This is a genomic window from Proteus myxofaciens ATCC 19692 (assembly GCF_001654855.1).
Classification (GTDB): Bacteria; Pseudomonadota; Gammaproteobacteria; order Enterobacterales; family Enterobacteriaceae; genus Proteus; species Proteus myxofaciens.
Genome location: NZ_LXEN01000016.1, coordinates 1 through 25,047, shown reverse-complemented (window position 1 = coordinate 25,047; position 25,047 = coordinate 1). Strand labels below are relative to the sequence as shown.

The 25,047-nt window shown below is 37.8% G+C and carries 17 protein-coding genes; 6 read left to right on the top strand and 11 right to left on the bottom strand.

Translation table 11 applies throughout. The annotated features are described in order from the left end of the window. Window positions 1-8: 8 nt before the first annotated feature. Genes baeS through M983_RS02045 form a run of 4 tightly spaced genes read right to left on the bottom strand, consistent with a single transcriptional unit; the run spans window position 9 to window position 8,831 of the window. Window positions 9-1,385 (bottom strand): envelope stress sensor histidine kinase BaeS, encoded by a 1,377-nt coding sequence (gene baeS, locus M983_RS02060; protein ID WP_066746297.1) that lies wholly within the window; start codon window positions 1,383-1,385, stop codon window positions 9-11. Then, on the bottom strand, window positions 1,382-4,465 hold the full coding sequence (mdtC, locus tag M983_RS02055; protein ID WP_066746294.1) for a multidrug efflux RND transporter permease subunit MdtC: 3,084 nt from the start codon (window positions 4,463-4,465) through the stop codon (window positions 1,382-1,384). The genes baeS and mdtC overlap by 4 nt, the downstream gene beginning before the upstream one ends. After that, window positions 4,462-7,593, bottom strand: a complete 3,132-nt coding sequence (locus M983_RS02050; RefSeq protein ID WP_066746291.1) for an MdtB/MuxB family multidrug efflux RND transporter permease subunit — start codon at window positions 7,591-7,593, stop codon at window positions 4,462-4,464. Before M983_RS02050 ends, mdtC begins: the two co-directional genes overlap by 4 nt. Beyond that, window positions 7,593-8,831 (bottom strand): MdtA/MuxA family multidrug efflux RND transporter periplasmic adaptor subunit, encoded by a 1,239-nt coding sequence (locus M983_RS02045; protein WP_066746281.1) that lies wholly within the window; start codon window positions 8,829-8,831, stop codon window positions 7,593-7,595. The genes M983_RS02050 and M983_RS02045 overlap by 1 nt, the downstream gene beginning before the upstream one ends. Window positions 8,832-9,389: 558 nt before the next feature. Between M983_RS02045 and dtpA the strand changes: the two genes are divergently transcribed. After that, window positions 9,390-10,856, top strand: a complete 1,467-nt coding sequence (gene dtpA, locus M983_RS02040; RefSeq protein ID WP_066746278.1) for a dipeptide/tripeptide permease DtpA — start codon at window positions 9,390-9,392, stop codon at window positions 10,854-10,856. Between the two features lie 78 nt (window positions 10,857-10,934). Here dtpA and M983_RS02035 read toward each other — a convergent pair whose 3' ends face one another. Then, the gene (locus M983_RS02035; protein WP_066746275.1) at window positions 10,935-12,305 is read right to left on the bottom strand and encodes an MFS transporter; all 1,371 of its coding nucleotides are present in this window, start codon (window positions 12,303-12,305) and stop codon (window positions 10,935-10,937) included. Window positions 12,306-12,989: 684 nt separating this feature from the next. On the opposite strand from M983_RS02035, the gene M983_RS02030 reads away from it, so the two are divergent. Beyond that, window positions 12,990-13,244 (top strand): hypothetical protein, encoded by a 255-nt coding sequence (locus tag M983_RS02030; RefSeq protein WP_245683994.1) that lies wholly within the window; start codon window positions 12,990-12,992, stop codon window positions 13,242-13,244. 90 nt (window positions 13,245-13,334) lie between these two features. On the opposite strand, the gene mgtE is transcribed toward M983_RS02030, so the two are convergent. From mgtE to purM, 6 genes are all read right to left on the bottom strand, one after another. Next, a complete protein-coding gene (gene mgtE / locus M983_RS02025) occupies window positions 13,335-14,798 on the bottom strand; it encodes a magnesium transporter (RefSeq protein ID WP_066746271.1) in 1,464 nt (487 codons plus the stop codon). Window positions 14,799-15,060: 262 nt separating this feature from the next. After that, entirely contained in the window at window positions 15,061-16,593 is a 1,533-nt protein-coding gene (gene ppx / locus M983_RS02020; protein ID WP_066746269.1) for an exopolyphosphatase, read from the bottom strand. 3 nt (window positions 16,594-16,596) lie between these two features. Beyond that, entirely contained in the window at window positions 16,597-18,678 is a 2,082-nt protein-coding gene (ppk1, locus tag M983_RS02015; RefSeq protein ID WP_066746267.1) for a polyphosphate kinase 1, read from the bottom strand. A 45-nt stretch (window positions 18,679-18,723) separates the two neighbouring features. After that, a complete protein-coding gene (speG, locus tag M983_RS02010) occupies window positions 18,724-19,314 on the bottom strand; it encodes a spermidine N1-acetyltransferase (protein WP_066746264.1) in 591 nt (196 codons plus the stop codon). Window positions 19,315-19,420: 106 nt separating this feature from the next. Continuing rightward, entirely contained in the window at window positions 19,421-20,050 is a 630-nt protein-coding gene (gene purN / locus M983_RS02005) for a phosphoribosylglycinamide formyltransferase (protein ID WP_066746262.1), read from the bottom strand. Window positions 20,051-20,063: 13 nt separating this feature from the next. Further along, window positions 20,064-21,104, bottom strand: coding sequence for a phosphoribosylformylglycinamidine cyclo-ligase (purM, locus tag M983_RS02000; protein ID WP_066746259.1), 1,041 nt, complete (start codon window positions 21,102-21,104; stop codon window positions 20,064-20,066). Window positions 21,105-21,333: 229 nt separating this feature from the next. On the opposite strand from purM, the gene upp reads away from it, so the two are divergent. From upp to tli1a (M983_RS01980), 4 genes are all read left to right on the top strand, one after another. Continuing rightward, window positions 21,334-21,960 carry a uracil phosphoribosyltransferase gene (upp, locus tag M983_RS01995; protein ID WP_066746258.1) on the top strand — a complete coding sequence of 209 codons (627 nt, stop codon included), beginning with the start codon at window positions 21,334-21,336 and terminating at the stop codon, window positions 21,958-21,960. Window positions 21,961-22,061: 101 nt separating this feature from the next. Continuing rightward, entirely contained in the window at window positions 22,062-23,366 is a 1,305-nt protein-coding gene (gene uraA, locus M983_RS01990; protein WP_066746256.1) for a uracil permease, read from the top strand. 230 nt (window positions 23,367-23,596) lie between these two features. Next, the gene (gene tli1a, locus M983_RS01985) at window positions 23,597-24,100 is read left to right on the top strand and encodes a Tli1a family immunity protein (protein WP_066746253.1); all 504 of its coding nucleotides are present in this window, start codon (window positions 23,597-23,599) and stop codon (window positions 24,098-24,100) included. A gap of 216 nt (window positions 24,101-24,316) precedes the next feature. Further along, complete coding sequence (gene tli1a, locus M983_RS01980) at window positions 24,317-24,814, top strand: Tli1a family immunity protein (protein WP_066746251.1); 498 nt, start codon at window positions 24,317-24,319, stop codon at window positions 24,812-24,814. The last annotated feature ends 233 nt before the right edge of the window (window positions 24,815-25,047 follow it).

Below are 25,047 nucleotides of genomic sequence, written 5' to 3'. Positions count from 1 at the left end.
CATAAACATTAATTATTATCTGTATAGGCAGGTAATTGGATAAGGATCTTTATACCGCCTAAAGAAGAGGGCATTGCATTAATATGACCATTATGCGCTTCAACAATATTTTCGCAAATAGCAAGACCAAGCCCTGAACCACCACTCGCGCGATTACGCGAGTTTTCAGCACGATAAAAACGCTGAAAAATAGCCTCATATTGCAATTTATCAAGTCCTGGTGCGCTATCTTCAAAGACAATATAAACTGTATTTTGTTTCTTTTGGGTCGATATTTGTAATTGCCCACCAGAATAAGTATATCGCATACTATTTTCTAGCAAATTATGAAAAAGCTGGATCATCCTATCAGGATCAGCTTGTACAATAAGTGGTGATACATCATCTAATTGAGTTGTTAATTGAATCTCTTTTGCTTGATAAGCATGATGATATGAAGCGACAGCTAATAATATTACGTCGTTAATATCGATAAACTTTTTGCGATAAGTTAATGAGCCTCTATCTGATAATGAAAGCTGGTGGAGATCGTTAACTAGTTTAGTCAAATTAGTCACTTCAAATAACAATGAGTTTAAAGTTTCAGTCGTTGGTTTTCTTACACCATCTTGTAATGCTTCAAGTTCACCTTTTAAAATAGAAAGTGGGGTGCGCAACTCATGTGAAATATCCGCCATATAATCACGTCGTATTTGTTCATTTTTTTCTAACGTACTGGCAAGCTGATTAAAATCTGTCGCTAATTGACTAATTTCATCTTTGCTTGTTGGATTAACACGAACTGAAAAATCGCCTGAGGCCAATTTATGCGTTGCTTCAACAAGACGTTTTACTGGACGTATCATACTGCGAGAAAGAATTAGTGTGATTAATAAAGCAATAAAAACAGTAAAGCCAGCAATTATCCAACTAGTACGCAATTGCTGTTTATCAAAACTAATATCGGCTTCATTACTGATTTTATCGGCAGCACTAACGATAACCCAACCTACAATTTCATCATGGTTAGTAATGGGTTTTTTAAAGGTTTCAGCAGGGAATTGGTTATCATGGCCAAATAAGCGATGCATTTGTTTATCAACAATCCAAAATTGTGTACGCCAACCTCTTGGTGGTGGACCTTCTCCACTTTGGCTTATCTGATCAATTGTACGTAAGATTTGATACAGTGAGCGATCATCTCTATTAAGAAAGTGCCAGCTTCCTGTTTGCTCATATTGTTCGCTTAAGGCTTGCGCTAATAATGTGGCGCGTTGCTCACTATTTTTCTTAATATAACCGATAAATCCTTGCTCAAAACTACCACGAATACCGATATGCATTGCTAATACGACTATCATACAAGTGGCGAAAATAATGAGAAAAAGCTTGCTTCTTAGTTTCATATTTTCGCCTCTTTTTGACTATTACGGCGTTGTTGCCAGCGTGAGCGTAATCCATCAAAAAATAGATAAATAACAGGTGTAGTATAGAGCGTAAGTAACTGGCTCATTAATAAACCACCCACAATCGTAATTCCTAAAGGTTGACGTAGTTCAGCACCATCGCCACTGCCTAACATTAAAGGAAGAGCACCAAAAAGTGCCGCTAACGTAGTCATAATAATAGGACGAAAACGCAATAAGCTCGCTTGGATAATCGCGTCTTTTGCTGACAATTTACCTTCTCGTTGTGCCGTAATTGCAAAATCCACCATGATAATGGCGTTTTTCTTAACAATACCGATAAGCAACATAATACCAATTAGCGCGATAAGGCTAAAAGGTGTATCAAAGAGTCGTAAAGCTAATAAGGCACCAACACCTGCGGAAGGTAAAGTTGATAAAATAGTCAGTGGATGAATATAGCTTTCATACAATACGCCTAGTACTAAATACACAGTAACAATGGCAGCGAGGATCAGAATAAGTTGAGATTTAATGGTATCTTGAAAAACTTGCGCTGTACCTGCAAAAGAGCCTCTTACTGTATTAGGCACACCCAATTGAGTCATTGTACGTTCTATAGAATCAATCGCATTTGATAGGGTATAGCCATCAGGAATATTAAAGGCAATGGTAGAGGCGGCTGATAATCCTTGATGATTCACACTTAGTGGCGCATTAGCAGGATACCAACTTGCAAATGCAGATAAAGGAATACGTGCGCCTTGTGAATTAATCACATACATTTTATCAAGTGCTGAGACATCTTGTGTATATTGTTCAGCAACTTCCATTACGACCTTATATTGGTTTAATGGTGCATAAATTGTTGAAATTTGGCGCTGACCAAAAGCGTTATTCAATAGATTGTTGGCATCATTAACGTTAATCCCTAATTGAGACATGGTATCCCTATCATAGATTATCGCCATTTCTGCGCCTTTATCTTCTTTATCGGAGTTAACATCAACTAGCTCAGGTAATTCGCCTAATGCTTTACGTACAATAGGCTCCCATTTACGTAATTCACTTAAATCATCCGCTAATAACGTAAATTGATAGCTGGCATTTGCTTGTCTACCTCCCGCTCTGATATCTTGCACTGGCATTAAAAAGAGATTAGCACCAGGTTCATTGGCAAGCTTAGTACGTAAGCGATTAATCACTTGATTGGCGCTTTCTGTTCGCTCTGATAAAGGATTGAGTGAGATAAACATAAAACCACTGTTGATCCTACCCCCACCTGTAAAACCAGTAACACTATCAACATCTTTATCCGCATTAATTTCTTGCATAAAGCGCGTCATTTTTTCTTTCATTGCTTGAAATGAAATACTCTGATCAGCGCGAACAAATCCCATTAAACGACCTGTATCTTGATCAGGAAAAAAGGTTTTAGGCGCGCTGATATAGAGATAGACATTAAGCCCTAAAGTGGCGAGAAAAATAGCCATAACCCAACGACGATGGCGTAATGCTGATTGTAATGTGACGCTATAGCCTTGTTGAAGGCGAAATATTAATTTACCAAAGCCACGTAAATGAGATTGGGATTTTGGTTTTATTCCTTTAAGTAAATGCGCACACATCATAGGCGTTAGTGTTAGCGAAACAAAAAGAGAAATACCAATAGCAGTCGTTAGTGTAATTGCAAATTCTTTAAATAAGCGACCAACAAGCCCATCCATTAATAATAAAGGAATAAAAACAGCAACGAGTGAAATACTCATTGAAAGTACGGTAAACCCGACTTCACTGACCCCTTTTAAGGCGGCTTCTTTCGGTTTTAAGCCATTTTCAATATGACGAGAGATATTTTCTAAGACAACAATGGCATCATCAACAACAAACCCAGTTGCGACAGTTAATGCCATTAATGAGAGGTTATTTAAACTAAAGCCACATAAATACATCGCTGAAAAAGTACCAATTAGTGATACCGGTACTGCGACAGCAGGGATAAGCGTGGCTCTACCCTCTCGTAAAAAGAGAAAGACCACTAAAATAACAAGAGCAACGGCTATTGCTAAAGCACGCTCAACTTCAGATAAAGAAGCGCGAATAGTTGGTGTTCTATCTTGAGCAACTTTTAAATCAACACTAGCAGGAATAAGCTCACGTAAATCAGGTAATTCTTCACGAATACGGTTAACGGTTTCAATAATATTAGCGCCAGCTTCACGGCGAATAACCAGCAAAATGGCAGGCTCTCCACCACTCATGCCCGCTGCGCGTGAATTTTGTACAGAGTCTGTGACTTGTGCAACATCACTTAAACGAACAACGGCATCTTGATTGTAATGCACAATAACAGGGCGATAATCAGCTGCTTTACTTAGCTCATCATTGGTTTGGATTTGCCAACGATTTTCATCACTAGTGACAAAGCCTTGAGGTCGTCTAACGTTAGATTGACTAATCGCTTTACGCACATCATCTAAGCTGACATTTTGATTAAATAGTGCATCAGGATTTAGCGCAACACGTACAGCGGGTAATGAGCCACCTCCTACAGAGACTTCACTTACACCTTCAATTTGAGAGATCTTTTGCGCTAAGCGAGTTGAGGCTAAATCGTAAAGTTCCCCTGTATTATGTGTTTTAGAGGTAAGCGTTAAAATCATAATCGGTGCATCAGAAGGGTTCGATTTAAAATAACGCGGACGACTTGGCATACCTGATGGTAGTAAGCTTTGTGCAGCATTTAGTGCAGCTTGAACATCTCTAGCCGCGGTATTAATATCTTTGTCTAAATCAAAAACCAATGTGATATTCGTACTGCCTAATGCACTGCTTGATGTCATTTCATCAATACCCGCAATACGTCCTAAAGAGCGCTCAAGGGGTGTGGCCACTGATGATGCCATTGTTTCAGGCGAAGCACCGGGTAATGAAGCAGAAATATTAATAACGGGATAATCAACTTGTGGTAATGGTGCAACAGGAAGCAACATAAACCCCAAAACACCACAAAGCGATATCGCTAAGCTAAGTAGCGTTGTGGCCACAGGTCGTTTAATAAATAGGGCGAAAAACTTCATGATACAGCCCCGTTATCATGTTTAGCATGCTTATGACGATTTAAATAGAGTGATAATTTATCAAACAGTAGATAAATAACTGGCGTAGTAAAGAGTGTCAGTATTTGGCTCATAATTAAACCACCTACCATACATACACCTAAAGGTTGACGAAGTTCAGCACCAACACCTGTACTCAGCATTAGAGGTAATGCACCTAATAACGCGGCCATTGTTGTCATTAAAATAGGGCGAAAACGTAACAAACAAGCTTGATATATAGCTTCATAAGGTGTTAAACCTTGCTCACGTTCAGCAGCGAGTGCGAAATCTATCATCATGATGGCATTTTTCTTCACAATACCAATCAATAAGATAATCCCAATAATAGCAATAACATCCAGCTCATTACCTGCTGCCATTAAGGCAAGTAATGCACCCACACCTGCTGTGGGTAGTGTTGATAAAATAGTAATAGGATGTATAAAGCTTTCATAGAGCACACCTAACACAATATACATAGCAACAATTGCCGCTATAATTAGCCACAATGTGCTTGATAATGCACTTTCAAACGCTAAAGTAGCACCTTGGAATTGAGTGGTGATATCTTTAGGCATCGCTATCTGTTCTTCAGCACTTTTTACCGCTTTAACTGCGGCTTCAAGTGATGAATTATCGGCGACATTAAAAGAGAACGTAGCAGCAGGAAATTGTGCTTGGTGATTAATAGAAAGAGGTGCAAGGCGCTGTTCAACAGAAGCAATAGAAAGCAAAGGTACCATTGCGCCATCTTTACCTGATAAATGAACCGCTGAGAGTGCTTGTAACCCATCACTGCCACGAATATCTTGCTCTAATACCACTCGATATTGGTTAGCCTGAGTATAAATTGTAGAAACAAGACGCTGTCCAAATGCATTATAAAGGGCATTATCAATCGCATTCATAGAAATACCTAAGCGACTCGCTGTATCTCTATCCACGTTGATATAAGCCATCATTCCATTAGCTTGCCAATCACTACTAACATCAGTTAATTCAGGGCTATTTTGTAACGCTTGAGAAAGTTTAGGTACCCAATGCGCAAGCTCATCAAGTGAGGTCGCTTGTAATGTAAATTGGTATTGTGTACGTGATACTTGGGTATCAATTGTCAAATCTTGAGTAGGTTGTAAATAAAGCGTAATACCTGCGATAGAGTCAATACGTGATTGTAATCGTGGAATAATGACATCAATACGAGAATCACGCTCATCAAGTGGTTTTAATGTTATCTGCAAACGGCCTGTATTTAACGTAGCATTACTCCCATCAATACCCACAAAACTTGCGATATTTTCAACATCAGGATCTTCCATTAATTTTTGAACAACTTGTTGTTGCTTTTCAACCATGGCTTGATAGGAAATCGATTGTGATGTTTCAACAGTGCCTTGTAACAATCCATTATCTTGTAATGGGAAAAAACCTTTAGGAATAAATAGATAAAGTAAGACTGTTAATACTAATGTACTTAATGCAACACCTAATGTTATCCATTGATGATTTAACACGCGTTTTAGCCAAACTGCATAAACAGCAATCATTTTTTCAAAAAAACGCTCGCAGGCAATTTCAAATCGATTATGTTTGATTTGGCTTTCTGGTTTAAGTAAACGAGCACACATCATTGGTGTCAGTGTTAATGAAACCACCGCTGAAATTAAAATAGCGACAGCCAATGTGATAGCAAATTCTCGAAAGAGACGTCCAACAATATCGCCCATAAATAACAGTGGAATAAGGACGGCAATTAATGAAAATGTCAGTGAGATGATAGTAAAACCTATTTCACCCGCACCTTTTAAAGCAGCAGTAAGGGGTTTATCCCCTTTTTCAAGATATCGAGAGATATTTTCAATCACTACAATTGCATCATCAACAACAAAGCCTGTGGCAATCGTGAGTGCCATTAAAGTGAGGTTATTGACTGAAAACCCACAAAAATACATAACCGCGAAGGTTCCCACTAAGGAAAGTGGCACCGCGATACTTGGAATTAATGTTGCAACACCATTACGTAAAAAGAGATAAATCACCATAACGACTAATGCGATTGCAAGTCCTAGCTCAAATTGAACATCTTTTACAGAAGCACGAATAGTCGTTGTTCTATCAGTTAAAATATCAACGTTGACCGATTTAGGTAAATTAGAGATGAGTTCAGGCAAAAGTGCGCGAATATTATCTGTTGTATCAATAACGTTAACCCCAGGTTGACGTTGTACATTGATAATGATGGCTTGTTTTTGATTAGCCCAAGCACCTAATTGATTATTTTCTGCTGCTTGCTCTATTGTCGCAATATCAGCTAAACGAATAGGTGCACCATTTTTATATGAAACAATTAATTGACGATAATCATCAAGTGATTTCATCTGATCATTTGCGGATAATGTGACAGAGCGAGTAGGGCCATCTAAGCTACCTTTCGCTGAGTTAACATTTGCATTATTAATAGCATTACGAATAGTTTCACTATCTAGCCCATAAGAGGCGGCCGCTTGAGCATTAAGTTTGACTCTGACAGCAGGGCGTTGACCACCCGCTAATGACACTAATCCCACACCATTCACTTGTGATATTTTCTGAGAAACACGCGTTTCTACCATATCTTGCAATTGTGTCATAGGTAACGCATTACTGGTTACAGACAAGGTAAGAATAGGTGGATCGGCGGGATTTACTTTGCTGTAAATTGGCGGATAAGGCAAATCAGAAGGCAATAGATTTGTTGCGGCATTAATGGCAGCTTGCACTTCTTGCTCTGCAACATCTAAAGGAAGTGAGAGTTGAAACATTAATGTAATAACAGAAGCACCACCAGAGCTTTGTGATGACATCTGTTTTAAGCCAGACATTTGTCCAAATTGACGCTCTAAAGGTGCAGTAACTGCTGAGGTCATCACTTCAGGGTTAGCCCCAGGATAAAGTGTCACGACTTGAATAGTTGGATAATCAACTTCAGGTAATGCAGAAACGGGTAGCATACGATAGCCAACAATTCCGGCTAATAATATGGCGACCATAAAAAGTGTTGTTGCAACAGGTCGTAGAATAAATAGGCGAGAAGGGCCACCCCCTGTACCATGCGTTTTTTCGGTCATTACGCTTTCTCCGCATTAGCACGGTTGCTTTCTTTTGTTGTTAAAGCTGAAGGCGTCACTATATCGACTTTTGCGCCTTCTGTTAATCTATCTACACCATCAGTGACAACACGTTGGTTTGCAGATAAGCCTGAGGCAATCACCACAATCTGTGCATTCTGTAAGGCAACTTCCACGCTTTTTTTACTGACCTTATCTTCATCATCAACAACCCACACAAAGTGACCTTCATTACCCATTTGCAATGCCGCATTAGGAATAACTACGGCTTTTTCTAATGTTGTGACAAATAAACGGATATTCACAAACTGATTAGGAAATAGGGTATTTTCTTGTTGAGGAAAACGACCTTTGAGCTTAATGGTACCTGTTGTGGAATCAATTTGGTTATCGATACTAAATAACGTACCTTGAGCGAGTTCAAATTGGTTATTTCTATCTAACGCAGTAACGGGTAAATCAGCGCGTGTTTTACGGGCTTGAATGATATTGCTGAGATCTTGCTCTGGTAGTGTAAAGAGCACATCAACCGAATCCATTTGATTAATCACAACGATAGGTGTGGATGAGCCACCTGAAATATAGTTGCCAACATCGACTTGTTTTAAGCCAACTCGTCCTGAAATAGGCGCTGTGATTTTGCTATAGGTGAGTTGTAATTGTGCATCACGTATTGAGGCTTCATCAATTTGAATACTGGCTTGAGCTTGTTTAACTAGCGCAATTTGATTATCTAACTCTTGTTGTGAGACTAAATTGGTTTTAGCTAATTTCTGATAACGCGTTAAATCAAGGCGCGCATTAGCGAGTGTGGCTTGATCTTTTGCTAATTGACCTTTGGCTTGTGCTAATTTCACTTCAAAAGGGCGAGGGTCTATTTCAGCGAGTAAATCGCCTTGTTTCACTTGCTGACCTTCAACAAAGTGAATCGCCATAAGTTGCCCTTCAACACGGCTAGTTATTGTCACGCTATTGATAGCATGTACTGTACCTAGTGCAGTCAGGAATTGAGGTACATCTTCTTCTTTTGATGTTGCCGCCTGTACTGGTGCAAGGGGAAAACGGCGTGCTGCAGAACCCGAGCTGGTACGATTTTGTGCAGAATTTTGTGCTCCTTTAGCCACATTATTCGGTGATGTTTTTGAATGACTAAATTGCCAATAGGCGATAACACCAGCGGCAATAACAATCAACGCAATAATAGACAGTCTTTTTTTCGGATTTTTGTTTTTATTCATTGTTTTTGTGATCTCACAGACAACTAGCTAATCAGGAATAGTGTAACGAAACTTGGCAATAGTGACATTCTACCTGTTTCTTCACGCTTAAAAATGGAGGAAATATGAAAGTTAGGTCAAGTAATGTGGTTTGTTGGTGATATTTTGAATAGTTATCAATAATTATAATAAAATTATCTCATTGTTTATATTCAATAAATAAAATTACTAGAAAATCAATAATATCAACACGAACAAATAGTTCATGGCGTAATAATACAGTATAAAATAATATTTTGATAATCAGTAAGTTATTTTAATTGCTCTCTTTTTAACCGTATAAGTGTTTTGTACAAATACAGTTATCTGTGATAAAACTTAATAGTTAGTTATAATTCTTAGATAATTATGCTTGTGAGTGATAGAATGCCACCCCTGTTTTTCTCTGCGTTGAACTCTTTTCAAAGAATAACAATCCAGTTTGAAATACACCGCGTGTTAAATCTGTCTTGAAATAATCGTTTTTTGTAAAAATCAGCCTAAATATAAAGGGCGTAATAGAATAACTAGAGGTTTTTAGTGTCAACTGCAAACACACCTGATGATGAACAAAAACCGAGTCTGAATGCATTTAAGCAGCCTCGCTCATTTTATCTCATCTTTTCTATCGAATTATGGGAACGTTTTGGATACTACGGCTTGCAAGGAATTATGGCCGTTTATCTGGTTAAAATGCTAGGCATGAGTGAGGCGCAAGCTATCACTGTGTTTGCTGCATTTACTGCATTGGTTTATGGTTTTGTCGCTATCGGGGGATGGTTAGGCGATAAAATTTTAGGAACTAAACGCGTTATTGTCCTTGGTGCTATCGTTCTGGCGATTGGCTATGCCCTGGTTGCTTTTTCTGGCCATAGTAAAGACATGATCTACTGGGGATTGGCAATAATCGCAGTAGGTAATGGTTTATTTAAAGCCAACCCATCGTCTTTATTAGCAACCTGTTATGAAAAAGATGATCCGCAGTTAGACGGTGCATTCACCATGTACTATATGTCTATCAACGTCGGCTCTTTCTTCTCTATGCTAGCAACACCTTGGTTAGCTGCAAGATATGGCTGGGATGTCGCTTTCTCACTGAGTGTAGTGGGAATGCTTATTACCCTAGTGAACTTTGTTTTTTGCCGTGGTTGGATTAAAGATAAAGGTTCTAAACCTGATTTTGAACCACTTAACTATCTAAAACTGCTATTAACGCTGGTGGGTATTGTTGCATTATCTGCGTTATCAACTTGGTTATTACATAATAACGAAGTGGCAAGTTGGTCATTGGCCATTATCTCATTAGGTATCATTCTTATTTTTGCTCGCGAAACCTTTATGATGAAAGGTGCTGCGCGTCGTAAAATGATAGTGGCTTTCTTATTAATGGTTGAAGCGGTCGTTTTCTTTGTGCTTTACGATCAAATGCCAACATCTTTAAACTTCTTCGCCATTCATAATGTTGAACATTCACTATTAGGTATTAATGTTGAACCAGAACAATTTCAATCATTAAATCCATTCTGGATAATGTTAGCCAGCCCATTATTAGCTGCTATCTATAACTTTATGGGCGATAAACTGCCAATGCCTTATAAATTTACTATTGGTATGTTCTTGAGTGCAACAGCATTTTTGGTATTACCTTTAGGTGCAAGCATGGCGAATGAGGCGGGAATTGTTTCTTCATGGTGGCTTGTTGCAAGCTATGGCTTTCAAAGTATTGGTGAACTGATGATTTCAGGACTTGGCCTTGCTATGGTGGCACAATTAGTTCCACAGCGCTTAATGGGCTTTATTATGGGAGCTTGGTTCTTAACCTCAGCGGCAGCTGCAATTATTGCGGGTAAAGTGGCAAGTTTGATGGCAGTGCCTGAAGATGTACAAAATGCACATGCTTCTTTAGAAATTTATAGTAGTGTATTTTTACAAATTGGTATTATAACAGGGGTGATTGCCATTTTAATGCTGATCACTGCACCTATGTTAAGCAAAATGACACAGTAAAGATTATCTAACATTGCTTAATATAAAAAAAGGATGCTTGAATAGCATCCTTTTTTGTTTTATCGATTAAAGATCGCGTTAATTTATTGCTTTATCTGTTTGTAATATGAGATCGTTTTCTTCTTTTGGCATTACTTTAGTTGCAGTCCAACCTTTATAAGCCAACGGTAAAAAAGCCACGATAATCGCTAAAGCAGATACGCCAGCAACATAATAAGCACCCGCCATTGCTGTTTTCTCTAACCAAGCCCCTGTTAACATTGGTGTTAATCCACCAAATACGGCATAAGACATGTTATAAGCAAAAGATAATCCAGAAAAACGAATTGAAGGTGGGAAAGTACGTGTGCTAACAATGGGCGTTGTTGCAATTGCACCGACAAAGAAACCCATCAACCCATAATTAAAGGCTAACTGAATGCCAGACATTGAAGCCTCTAAATTGCCATAGAAATAGAATGCACTGGCGATTAATCCACCCCAAGATAAACTCATTGAAACACGTGTACCTGCTTTATCACCTATCCACCCCCAGAAAATACAGCCTAAGGTTAAGGTTAATGTCGCAACACAGTTAGCTTCTAACGAAGTGGTTCTATCAATTTTATAAATGCCTTCAACAATCACACTTGGCGTCATTAAAATAGTAACCACAATGGCTGTTGATAATGACCACGTTAATATCGCCGTAATAACACAGGCTTGTTTATGATTTTTAATCACAGAAACAACGGGCATTTCTTGCGCTAATGCTTTTTTTGCTGCCATTTCTTTAAAAATAGGTGTTTCCTGTAAAAATCGACGTAAATAAACAGAAATTAGCCCAAAAACTCCCCCTAAAATAAAGGGAATACGCCATGCAAAATCATTCACTTCTTGTGCGCTATAACTACGTTGAACGATGATCGCAACAATAGAGCCTAATAAAATACCGCCAGTAATACCTGATGTTAAAGTACCTACGCCTAAGCCATATCGTTGTTTTGGTGTATGTTCTGCAATAAATACCCACGCACCAGGCATTTCACCACCAATAGCCGCACCTTGCATGATACGCATTAATAACAATAATAGCGGTGCCATTAAGCCAATGCTTTCATACGTTGGCAACAAACCAATCACCAATGTTGGTACAGCCATTAAGAAAATACTGAGTGTAAACATTCGCTTACGACCAATGATATCCCCATAATGCGCCATAATGATACCGCCAATAGGGCGAGCAAGGTAACCGGCTGCAAAAATACCTAATGTTTGCATTTGTGCAATAAATGCATTGTCACCAGGAAAAAAAAGATGGCTCAATGTTTTCGTAAAGAATACGAAGATCACGAAATCATAGAACTCCAAAGTTCCTCCTAGTGAGGATAAACCTAACGTTTTATAGTCGTTTCGGTTTAATGGTCGTGCCGTAGGTTGACTCAACGGCTGAGTGGAGTTTGATGTCATAATAAAAACCTATATTAATTATCGTGATAAAAAATAACCCGTTTATAAAATACAAATACATTGTTTAAATGCGATAAATAAAACAGTAGGAAATAAATAATTAATGACAATATTGTTTGTCGTAAATTAAACAAGATAGAATATTATTGTGATACAAATTTATTTATATCAGGAAGCTCTTAATAAAGTAAATAGCTCAAATAAAAATAGCAATATAAACTAGCTTTTGTATTTATTATAAAATTATAAGCCGTTATGTAGCTATTTCATGAAAATATATTCTGTTAATATAACATAATGCGATAAATAATAAATTTATTGTTTTTATATGTGAATATTTTTAAATTGATCATTTAATTGATATACCAATCAATAGTTAAATATATTTGTTGAGTTTAAAATATAAATAAAATTATAAATTAATTTATTTTGAATTTATTTATATTTGAAAATCCATTGTTTACTAGATAATTAATAAAGCATTAGTCATCTTTATTGGAATATATGATCTGTGATTATTTCTACTATTAGCATATTACTCTTTATGTTAAATAAATTCATGGTGACATCAAATTTCAAAATAAACAATAAATGTGAAATTATATTGCTTATTTTAATTTCATTGTGATTTTTGTATTAAGTTTTAATGAATATTTTAGTGTTTAAATCTATTATTTTTATTTTATGGAAAAGTTTGAGGAAACGATGTTCTCTATTTCAATGAGTGATGTACTTTTAACCGCAATTATTATTTTTTCGACACTTTCTCTTATCGCATTAGGGGGAAGTTTGGTATTAAGAAGTGTATTACATCGCCACGAACAACAAGATGTGACACAACAAACTAATATGCAACTTAGCCAATCAATGAAAAAAATCTTTATAACCGCATTAATAGTCGCTTTGTTATTAGTTTATTTTTACCTACTAATAACTTAATAGTTTGAAAAATTTTTTGGATAGAAACAAAAAAGCCACTACAATCAAACAGATTTAGTGGCTTTTTGATAAAAAACTAATAAGGGCAGATTAGACTAAGAAAATGGTAGCTAAGCCTAAGAAGATAAAGAAACCACCTGTATCAGTAATTGCAGTTATCATCACACTGGAGCCAATCGCAGGGTCTTTGCCTAGTTTTATCATTATCATTGGTATTAACACCCCCATTATTGCAGCCATCAAGAGGTTAAGGACCATTGCCATTGTCATCACGGCACCCATCGCAGCATCGCCATAGAGTAAGAAGGTGACAACGCCCATAATTCCACCCCAAACAATACCGTTAATTAAGGCAACGCCTAGTTCCCTTAACATTAAGAAGGAAAAACTTCCTGTTTGTATTTGGTGTAGCGCTAAAGCACGTACAATCATGGTGATGGTTTGGTTACCGGTATTACCACCAATACCTGCAACGATAGGCATTAATGTTGCAAGTGCAACTAATTGAGAAATCGTGTGTTCAAAGACACCAATAACACGAGAAGCGACAAATGCTGTACATAAGTTGATAGCAAGCCATGTCCAACGTGTTTTTACAGCTTGTCCTACTGGTGCAAAAACGTCTTCTTCAGGACTTAACCCCCCCATACGACGTATATTGGTATCACTTTCTTCATGCATATTATCGACGATGTCTTCAACGGTAAGTCGTCCCATTAAAAGACCATTACTGTCAACAACGGCGGCTGAAATTAAGTCATAACGTTCGAACGCACCCGCAGCATCTTCGCCTTTTTCCTCAGGCATAAAGCTTACTGTATCTGTTTTCATCACTTCAGAAACGCGCTTATCAGGGGAATGCGTTAATACGGTTGTTAAAGGTAATTCACCTAATAGATGATTCGCATTATCGATAACAAAAATTTTATCTGTTGCTTCAGGAATAGAACCACGTTGACGTAAATATCGTTGTACTGTTTTTAAAGTGACGTTACCACGCACAGTCACAAACTCAAAATCCATCATCTGACCGACACTATCTTTAGGATATTGCAGGACTTCTCTTATTCTATTACGCAGACTAGGTTCTAAATAGGTAAGAAGACGACGCATGGTATCGCGAGGTAAATGTTCTGCGATATAGGCTTGTTCATCAATATGTAATGTGGCGACCGATCGTAATAATTCACGATCGGTCATATCCTTAATCAGGCTATCCCATACGGCGACAGATGCTTCAACTAAAACAGCACCACGTTCATTATTATCAACCAAGTGCCACAGTGCTAGACGCTCGTCATAGGGTAAAGCTTCAAGAATATCTGCAATATCTGCCGCGTGTAGATCTTGTAGTAATTCTCGAACTTTCGTTATCTTCTCATGAAGTTCTTGATGATTCAGTCTATCATTTTCACTTGCTTCACCTAAGATGGTTTCAACAAAACGGTCATCTTCAAGAAAGATAGACAAAATTTGTTGACGCAGGTATGCCACTTTTTGTGAGTACGGATTAATGGCAGCCGCAGTATCATTATTGATAGCTGTTTGAGACATGTTATTCCTTTTTAATTCTTATGAGGGAGATAACCATTGAACATTCATTATTCCAATTTAGGATGATTATCGGCTCTCTGCGTATAAAAATATGTTCCTTGAACAATATTATATTAGTGATGTTCATGTTATCGTCACAAATCACACCTTTGTTGTTATGTGATTAATTATTGTGTGATTCGTTGTTATATATTCTTCACAATAGGGTTAACGTAATAAAAGACGCGTTTATCTGCGTCTTTTTATGCATAATATCATATTGTTAAGAAGATTCCTCTTTAATATCCAATTTCCAGCCTGGAACTGCCTGCCAATGTTCTTGTTCTTTTTCTAAATCAAGCTCCATCAAAGTATTATCAGACAGATAATGTGCAGGAAAATAGAGAGTCCAGTGGTTCTCATCAGTAATAAGACGTAAAGAAGAAGGTTTTGTCGTTGATTGTCTTTGATTGTTAAGCAATGTTGCCAATCTTAATATTTGTACTAAAGGAAAATATTGTTTCTTTTTATAGAGATTAAATTTAGGTAACTCATCAAATTTAATCGATTTTCTTTGGTAACGAACGAGAGTTGCTAATAGTAGTTGTTGCTCTTGATTAAAGCCGGGTAAATCGGTATTTAGCAATATATAAGCAGAATGGCGATGTAATCCGCTTAAATTAATACTTAATCCGACCTCATGTAACATAACAGCCCAGACAAGAATAGCTTCTAAATCAGGACGGACTAACTTTGAATTTTGCTGTGCCCATTGGTTATAAAGCATTTCCATTGTCGCTAACACTCGTTTAGCCTGTTCTCTATCGATATTATAGTGTTCAGCTAGACTTTTTGCGGTGCGTTGACGAATATCTTGGTGGCGAAAACGGCCTTCCATTTCATACAATACGCCTTCACGCAATGCGCCGTCAGAAAGATGGAGTTCTTTTAAACCTAAAGAATCAAAAATACCGCATAAGATAGCCAGGCCGGGTACAAAAACATGTTTACGTTCATCAGATAATCCTGGTAAGGCAATATCTTTAAATTTCTTAAAACGTAATACTTGTTTAGTTAGCATTAATAGACGTTCTGGTGTGATAACACCGTCTTTTTCGCCAAACTCAACTAACATCTCATGTGCGGCTTTAATCGTTCCTGATGCACCTAATGCAACATCCCAACCTGTCATTTTGTATTGCCACGCAATTTTTTTCATTTTTCGCGCGGCTTTTTCGCGTGCTTTTCTAAATGCAGATTCACTAATTTTGTGTTCAGGGAAAAATTGGCGACTAAAGCTAACACAACCCATACGTTGGCTTTCTATTAAAAGAGGTTCAAAATTTTCACCAATTATAAGTTCTGTTGAACCGCCACCGATATCAATGACAAGTTTACGACCTTTTTCAGATTGCGTATGCTCAACGCCCATAAAGATTAATCGAGCTTCTTCATGACCTGATATAATCTCGATGGGATAGGGCATTACTTCTTTGGCACGCTGTAAAAATATTTTAGCGTTATTGGCAACACGCAAAGTATGTGTACCAACTACAGTGACATTTTCAGCAGGAAAACCTTGTAATCTTTCTGCAAAAAGAGAAAGTGCAGAAAGCCCACGTAACATAGCTTCCTCGCTTAATTGATTATCATCATCAAGCCCATCAGCAAGATAAACACGTTGTTTTAATCGACTTAACACTTGCAATGCGCCATTAACAACGCGCGCAATTATCATATGAAAACTATTAGAGCCTAGGTCAATAGCGGCAATTTCTAAAGGACGTGGTGAGGTCTCTTCTTGTGTTAAAGGCATAGATTACGCTCGTGTTCCTGGTTGTTCTAAAGATTTAATATATTCATAAACAGCAAGTTGGGAACGAATTTTACGTTTGTTTCCTCGTGGGACATAGCTATTTGTTAAATCTTTATCTATATAACGTGCTTTTACCGTGTCATTAAATTGAAGGTCTAATATATCAAGAACCTGCTGTTTAATTCGCGGGTCAAGCAAAGGTACCGCGACTTCAATACGGTAATCTAAATTTCGTGTCATCCAATCAGCAGAAGAAAGAAAGATTTTTTCATCACCTTTATTTGTAAAAACATACACTCTGTCGTGCTCTAAAAAGCGATCAACAACACTCGTGACTTGAATGTTTTCACTAAATCCGGGTTGATTAGGGACTAAAGAGCACATACCTCTTACGAGTAGACGAATTTTAACACCCGCATCAGAAGCATCATAAAGTCGATTGACTAACTCTTCATCGACTAAATTATTCACTTTTAAGGTGATCCCTGCTACATGTCCTGCTTGTGCACTGTGTATTTCATTAGTAATTAATTGATTTAACAGTAAACGCGAGTTTTGTGGTGAAACCATTAAATGTTCAAAACTAACAGGGCGATAAGGGTTTTCAATAAAATTAAAGACGCGTCTAACCTCATTCGTAATTTCAGGGTTAGCGGTTAATAATGAGTAGTCAGTATATAATCTGGCTGTTTTTTCGTTAAAGTTACCCGTGCCGATATGTGCATAACGAATAATCTCACCTTCTTCTAAACGAGAAATAATAAATAATTTTGCATGAATTTTTAAACCAGGTGCAGAAAAAATAACATGAACACCTGCTTCTGTTAGCCGTTTAGCCCAGTGAATATTCGCCGCTTCGTCAAAACGTGCTTGTAATTCAACTACCACAGTAATACGTTTACCGTTATGAGCCGCATGTATCATTGAATCAATAATTCGTGAGTCTTTGGCGACACGATAGATATTGATTTTTATCGCGATAACACTCGGGTCAAAAGAGGCTTGGCGTAACAATTCCAACATATGCTCAAAGGTATGATAAGGATAATAGAGCAGGACATCGCGTTCACGAATGGCATCAAAACCATTACGGAAATTATCAAACCAGACATGGCGTAAACGGGGAATTGGCTTATTTAAGAGAAACTTACTTCCCTCATTAGGAAAATCGATAAAGTCTTTGAAATTATGATAACGACCACCCGCAATAACAGAGTCATTATTGGATAGCCCTAATTTGCTTCTTAGAACTTCAACCATCTCATCAGGCATATCACGTTGATACACAAAGCGTACAGGCTCTGCTGTTAAACGTTGTTTTAGCGTTGATGACATCATTTCAAGTAAACTTGATTCCATCTCTGTAGCGAGATCGTATTCCGCATCACGCGTCATTTTCATGGAATAGGCATTTAATGAATCATAATCAAAAAATCCTTTAAAAATCTCATCAAGGCAATAACGCAAAATATTATCTAATAAGATCATGGATTTTTTCTTACCACGACCTTGTTCTGTTGGCAAAATAACAAAACGAGGTACTTTATCAGAAGGAATTTCTAATAATGCATAATGAATATTTTGCCCTTGTGCAATTTCAACCGCTAAATATGTATAATCATCTTTAAGAAACTCAACTAAGTTGGTTTCAGGATTAATCAGAATTGGCGTGATGTGTTTTCTTAAATGCTGGCGAAAATATTGTCGTAACCAGATTTGCTGATTAGGTGATATTTGGCGCTCATTAATTAAAAAAATCTGATTTCTTGCCATTTCTAATAGCAAATCATTATAGAGGGCGTCAAATTCTTGATCTATTTTGGTTACTTTTGAATGAATTTTTTTAATCAAATGACTAGCATGGCTAGAGGCAGAACGAGAACCACGCTCTTCATTGATTAGCATTCTGCGTTTTACATCTGCAAAACGAACTTTATAAAATTCATCAAGATTATTGGAATAGATACCCAGAAACCTAACTCTTTCAATTAACGGGTTTCGTTTATCTGCCGCCTCTTGTAATACTCGCTCATTAAATGCGAGCCAGCTGAGCTCTTTATCTATATAGAGTCGTTCTTGGGACATCTGAACTCCAATAAGGTTAGCGTTAAATCTTATATCTGATATTTATCAGACATGTTGCTTAATAGTGGCACCTGGTTTTATAAAGTTTTCCGGTTTTGTTTCTTTTGATTTTTGTTCAAAATATTTAGCTTGGAAAGTACACATTCTAATCGCAGAACGATATTCACCGTTAACGAAAAATTCATCTATTAAATCACCCTCTTTTTTAAAGCCAAGCTTTTCATAAATATGAATCGCTTTTGCATTTTCTTTATCGACGATTAAATAGAGTTTATAAAGATTAAGGACAGAAAACGCATAATCCATTGCTAATTTTGCAGCTCGTGAAGCGTAACCATGGCCTTGATGCGCGGGTGCAATAATAATTTGGAATTCTGCGCGACGATGAACATAGTCAATTTCGACAAGCTCAACTAAGCCCACTTTAGTACCATCACTTTCTGCTGTAAAACGACGTTCACTTTGATCGTGAATATGTTTCTCATAAAGATCAGAAAGCTCGATAAAAGCTTCATAAGGTTCTTCAAACCAATAGCGCATAACGCTGGCATTATTATCAAGTTGATGAACAAAAGGGAGATCTTCTCGTTCGAGAGGACGTAATTTTATAGGTGGAGCTTTTCTACCACCGGACATAAGCACCTCGGCGAATGCATTGAATAAAAAGAGAAAAAAGTGATACAAAAAAAGTCACTCGGGCTACAGTGTAGCATAAAGTGACTTTTTATCTTAAGAGAAATAGTTAATCAAGATTGTTAAAAAGCGCAATATTATCTAAATAAGCTTGATTATTCTCCATTTTCAATCGTCCTTCAGCAAGCCAGCTTATAGCAAGTGGATAAATACGATATTCCTCTTTTTGTATTCTAGCTTGTAGCGTTTTTTCTGTATCCTCGGGTAACACAGCAATACGTGCTTGAATTATCATAGGACCACCATCTAGCTCTTCTGTGACAAAATGAACTGTCACGCCATGAAAGGGGTCTCTATTTTCAATGACTTGTTTATGTGTGTGTAATCCTGGGTACTTAGGAAGAAGAGAAGGGTGGATATTCAATAGTTTATGTTGATAATGCGTGACAAAAACAGGTGATAAAATACGCATAAAACCTGCTAATATCACAATATCGGGTTGATAAATATCTATTTTCTTAATCAACGCTTCATCGTAACAGGCTCTATCGGTAAAAAGGCTAGGATCAATAAAATGAGCAGGAATATTGGCGAGTTTTGCTCTTTCTAGTCCATAAGCATCCGCTTTGTTACTAAATACAGCAACAATATCTCCCGCTATTTTATTTGCCCTACAGGCATTAATAATTGCCTGTAGGTTGCTACCATTACCTGATATAAGAACAATAATCTTTTTCATTCACAGAGTTTTATTAATCAATAATAACTTGCGCTTCACCATGAGATTGAGGCGCTATTTCGCCAATTAGCCATGCCTGTTCACCACATTGGGTTAGGTGCGCTAATGTTTGTTCTACATCATCTTGGTTTACCGCGATAAGTAGGCCAACACCACAGTTAAATGTACGATACATTTCGTGAGTGCTAACGCCACCTGCTTCTTGTAACCATGTAAAGACAGCAGGCCATTGCCAACTGTTGCTATTAATGTGAGCTTGTGTATTTTCAGGTAATACACGAGGGATATTTTCCCAAAAACCACCACCTGTAATATGTGCAACAGCGTGAATATCCACTTTTTCAATCAGAGAAAGCAGTGATTTAACATAGATACGGGTTGGTGCTAGAAGATGATCAGCAAGGGATTTACCCTCAAGTTGTGTCTTTTCGGCATCAGCATTGCTGACGTCTAAAATTTTACGAACTAACGAGTAGCCATTAGAGTGAGGACCACTTGAGGCTAATGCAATCAAAGCGTCACCCGCTTTCACTTTACTGCCATCGATAATTTCTGATTTTTCAACAACGCCAACACAAAAGCCCGCAATATCGTAATCATTACCATGATACATACCCGGCATTTCTGCGGTTTCGCCACCGACTAATGCGCAACCTGATTGTTTACAACCTTCAGCAATACCTGTCACTACACGCGCCGCGGTATCGACATCTAATTTTCCTGTGGCATAGTAATCAAGGAAAAAAAGAGGCTCAGCACCTTGAACGATTAAATCATTTACACACATTGCGACTAAATCAATACCAATATCATCATGGCGATTTAAGTCCATAGCGAGGCGAAGTTTAGTTCCGACGCCATCAGTGCCTGATACTAAGATAGGTTCACGGTATTTAGAGGGAATAGCGCATAAAGCGCCAAAGCCACCTAAACCTCCCATGACTTCAGGACGGCGAGTCTCTTTTACTACAGTTTTGATACGATCGACTAAAGCATTACCAGCATCAATATCGACACCGGCGTCTTTATAGCTGAGAGAGGATTTGCTAGTCACGTCTGGCCCTCACGGCAAGTTGCTGTTAAAAAAATGTGTGCGAATGCTATTCTATCAGTCAAAGCAAACGTTTGCGAGGATCTTCTTTGTCGCTCACAATTATTCATGTTGGTCTGATTAAAAGCTGTGCACTTGATTAAAATCAATAGAAAAACGATGGCATACTGATAAAAAAGCGGTATAATCTCGCGATTTTTTTGTCAGGCTGCGACGAACATTAGGAGAAATTATGAAGATCGTTGAGGTAAAGCACCCACTCATTCAACATAAACTGGGGCTGATGCGAGATCATGATATTAGCACTAAACGCTTTCGTGAGCTGGCTTCAGAAGTTTCCAGTCTACTGACGTATGAAGCGACTGCTGATTTAGAAACGGAAACAGTCACTATTGAAGGTTGGTGCGGTCCTGTTGAGATAGAACAAATTAAAGGAAAAAAAATTACTGTTGTTCCTATCTTACGAGCCGGTCTCGGGATGATGGATGGAGTATTAGAAAATATTCCTAGTGCCCGAATTAGTGTTGTTGGTGTTTACCGCGATGAAGAAACTTTAAAACCCGTCCCTTACTTCCAGAAATTAGCCTCCCATATTGAAGAACGCATGGCTCTTGTTGTTGACCCAATGTTAGCAACTGGCGGCTCTATGATTGCCACAATTGACTTATTAAAAAATGCGGGCTGTTCATCAATTAAAGTATTAGTACTGGTTGCTGCTCCTGAAGGAATTAAGGCATTGAGAGAGGCTCATCCTGATGTGGAATTATATACTGCATCAATTGATGATCATCTCAATGAGCATGGATATATTGTTCCTGGTCTCGGCGATGCCGGTGATAAGATATTTGGTACAAAATAATAATTAAGCCGACTTTGATAGTCGGCTTTTTTTTGAACCGAATATTTTTAAAATTAAAAACATAATCATTTATCTATTCATATTATAGAGAGGTTGTCAGCATGACTCGTCGTGCAATTGGGGTAGAAGAGCGTCCACCGTTATTACAAACGATCCCGTTGAGCTTACAACATCTGTTCGCCATGTTTGGTGCAACAGTGCTTGTCCCTATTTTATTTAAAGTTAATCCAGCAACAATTCTATTATTTAATGGTATTGGTACGTTACTTTATCTCTTTATCTGTAAAGGCCGTATCCCAGCTTATTTAGGTTCAAGTTTTGCTTTTATTTCCCCTGTATTATTACTTCTCCCTTTAGGATATGAGTTAGCTTTAGGTGGTTTTATTGTCTGTGGGGTATTGTTTTGCCTTGTTGCAGGTATTGTTAAGATTGCAGGACGAGGTTGGATTAATGTGATGTTTCCACCTGCGGCGATGGGTGCAATCGTTGCTGTTATCGGCCTTGAATTAGCGGGTACAGCAGCAGGAATGGCAGGTTTATTGCCTAGTGCTGATTCACCTGTTGATAGTCAGACATTGCTTATTTCAATGGTAACATTGGGCGTTACTATTCTAGGTTCTGTCGTATTTAGAGGATTCCTTGCCATTATTCCTATCTTAATTGGTGTATTAGCAGGTTATGCACTTTCATTCTTTATGGGCGTTGTTGATGTTACACCTATAAAAGAAGCTCATTGGTTTGCATTACCTACTTTTTATTCACCACGGTTTGAGTGGAGTGCAATATTTATTATTTTACCTGCGGCATTGGTTGTTATTGCTGAGCACGTAGGTCATCTTGTAGTGACAGCGAATATTGTGAAACGTGATTTAATGAAAAATCCAGGCTTACATCGTTCCATGTTTGCTAATGGTTTCTCTACCATTATTTCGGGTTTTTTTGGATCAACACCGAATACAACCTACGGTGAAAATATTGGCGTTATGGCAATCACTAAAGTTTATAGCTCATGGGTTATTGGTGGTGCTGCCATTATCGCTATTTTATTATCGTGTGTGGGTAAATTAGCTGCTGCAATAGCAGCGGTACCTGTTCCTGTAATGGGGGGGGTTTCATTACTATTATATGGTGTGATTGGTGCTTCAGGTATTCGTGTATTAATCGACTCTAAGGTTGATTATAACAAACCTCAAAACTTAATTTTAACTGCGATTATTTTAATTGTTGGTGTGAGCGGGGCGGCTATTCATATCGGCGCAGCAGAATTGAAAGGCATGGCATTAGCAACGATTGTAGGTATTGTTTTAAGTTTAATTTTCAAACTTGTGAGCATTATTCGCCCTGAAGCAGAGTTGATGGATAATACGCTTGAAGCTGTTAGCGAAGCAACGGATAAAAATAATTAATTAAACACGTTAAAAGTGATATCAATAACGATGAAAAGGTGGATTGATTCCGCCTTTTTTGTTTTTAAAGATTATTTTTCATTATTAATCTTATCTCTTTTATAAGATTCTGATGCAGGATAATCCCGCCTTGGAACAGGTAAGCAATTATTTAAAACTTAAATAAAATTTGCTAATGCCACTTAAGTGATAAATACTAACTCCATACATTTCATGGAGAGGCAATCACGATGTCAGGGTTAGCAAAAACCACCTTTATTTTCACAGTGCTTCTTTCTGGATGCTCCGTCGCGCAACAATCCGCTTATAATGCTGGTAATACAACCGGTATTAACCACACCGAATATGAAATATCCGATTTCAAAATCAATGAGGCCGGTGGGTCAATTGGCGGATACACTTGTTGTGTTATGATCCCTAAAAAATGGACACCTGAGCTAAGAGCTTATATTTCATGGAAGACAATCAATACCAAAGGGCTTCCGCCTCCACCTAATTTTAATAAAGTGGATGATTTTAATAAATGGGAACAACAAGTTAAAGATAGAACACAAAATCACGAAGCGATTGTGCCCATTGCCCAATACGATAAATCTTGTGGGTTACAAGTGCATTTTCTGCCTTGTAATGAAGTTAAGGTCGTCTCATCTTGTTTCACCTATGGCATGCCGGAATACCCTATTCAAGCGCCTAGAAAAATGAAGGAGCCTACAGTATGCCCGAAATCACCGTAGATCCGGTCTTTGCACCGCCGATATTTCTAGAAGGCAGGGAATACAGCGCAATGACTGAGCATTTCATTATTGAGCCTTATCATTTTCATTAACTCTTTATGCATAATAACTCCGCCTTGGAACAGGTAAGCAATCATTTAAAACTTAAATAAAATTTGCCAATGATACTTAAGTGATAAATACTAACCTCAAACATTTCATGGAGAGGCAATCACGATGTCAGGGTTAGCAAAAACCACCTTTATTTTCACGGTGCTTCTTTCTGGATGCTCCGCCGCGCAACAATCCGCTTATAATGCTGGCAATATCACGGGTATTAACCACACCGAATATGAAATATCCGATTTCAAAATCAATGGGGCGGGAGGCTCAATCGGGGGATACATCTGTTGTGCCATGATCCCTAAAAAATGGACACCAGAGTTAAGAGCTCATATTTCATGGAACACAGTAGATGCCAAAAAGGTTTCAAAATTCCCAGGATTCACTGATAGAGTTAAATATAAACAATGGGAAAAAGAAGTAGATACAAATACTCATACACATGAAGCGATTGTGCCCATTGCCCAATACGATAAATCCTGCGGGTTACAAGTGCATTTTCTACCTTGTAATGAAGTGAAAGTCGTCTCATCTTGTTTCACCTATGGCATGCCAGAATACCCTATTCAAGCGCCTAGAAATATGAAGGAGCCTACAGTATGCCCGAAATAACCGTAGATCCGGTCTTTGCACCGCCGATATTTCTAGAAGGCAGGGAATACAGCGCAATGACTGAGCATTTCATTATTGAGCCTTATCATTTTCATTAACTCATTACGCATAATAACTCCGCCTTGGAATAGGTAAGTAATCATTTAAAACTTAAATAAAATTTGCTAATGCCACTTAAGTGATAAATACTAACCTCAAACATTTTATGCAGAGGTTATCACGATGTCAGGGTT

What these genes read in the sequence shown, in the direction of transcription:
- baeS (WP_066746297.1), bottom strand. Translation starts at nt 1,385, where the DNA reads ATGAAACTAAGAAGCAAGCTTTTTCTCATTATTTTCGCCACTTGTATG.
- mdtC (WP_066746294.1), bottom strand. Translation starts at nt 4,465, where the DNA reads ATGAAGTTTTTCGCCCTATTTATTAAACGACCTGTGGCCACAACGCTA.
- M983_RS02050 (WP_066746291.1), bottom strand. Translation starts at nt 7,593, where the DNA reads ATGACCGAAAAAACGCATGGTACAGGGGGTGGCCCTTCTCGCCTATTT.
- M983_RS02045 (WP_066746281.1), bottom strand. Translation starts at nt 8,831, where the DNA reads ATGAATAAAAACAAAAATCCGAAAAAAAGACTGTCTATTATTGCGTTG.
- M983_RS02035 (WP_066746275.1), bottom strand. Translation starts at nt 12,305, where the DNA reads ATGACATCAAACTCCACTCAGCCGTTGAGTCAACCTACGGCACGACCA.
- M983_RS02030 (WP_245683994.1), top strand. Translation starts at nt 12,990, where the DNA reads ATGGAAAAGTTTGAGGAAACGATGTTCTCTATTTCAATGAGTGATGTA.
- mgtE (WP_066746271.1), bottom strand. Translation starts at nt 14,798, where the DNA reads ATGTCTCAAACAGCTATCAATAATGATACTGCGGCTGCCATTAATCCG.
- ppx (WP_066746269.1), bottom strand. Translation starts at nt 16,593, where the DNA reads ATGCCTTTAACACAAGAAGAGACCTCACCACGTCCTTTAGAAATTGCC.
- ppk1 (WP_066746267.1), bottom strand. Translation starts at nt 18,678, where the DNA reads ATGTCCCAAGAACGACTCTATATAGATAAAGAGCTCAGCTGGCTCGCA.
- speG (WP_066746264.1), bottom strand. Translation starts at nt 19,314, where the DNA reads ATGTCCGGTGGTAGAAAAGCTCCACCTATAAAATTACGTCCTCTCGAA.
- purN (WP_066746262.1), bottom strand. Translation starts at nt 20,050, where the DNA reads ATGAAAAAGATTATTGTTCTTATATCAGGTAATGGTAGCAACCTACAG.
- upp (WP_066746258.1), top strand. Translation starts at nt 21,334, where the DNA reads ATGAAGATCGTTGAGGTAAAGCACCCACTCATTCAACATAAACTGGGG.
- uraA (WP_066746256.1), top strand. Translation starts at nt 22,062, where the DNA reads ATGACTCGTCGTGCAATTGGGGTAGAAGAGCGTCCACCGTTATTACAA.
- tli1a (WP_066746253.1), top strand. Translation starts at nt 23,597, where the DNA reads ATGTCAGGGTTAGCAAAAACCACCTTTATTTTCACAGTGCTTCTTTCT.
- tli1a (WP_066746251.1), top strand. Translation starts at nt 24,317, where the DNA reads ATGTCAGGGTTAGCAAAAACCACCTTTATTTTCACGGTGCTTCTTTCT.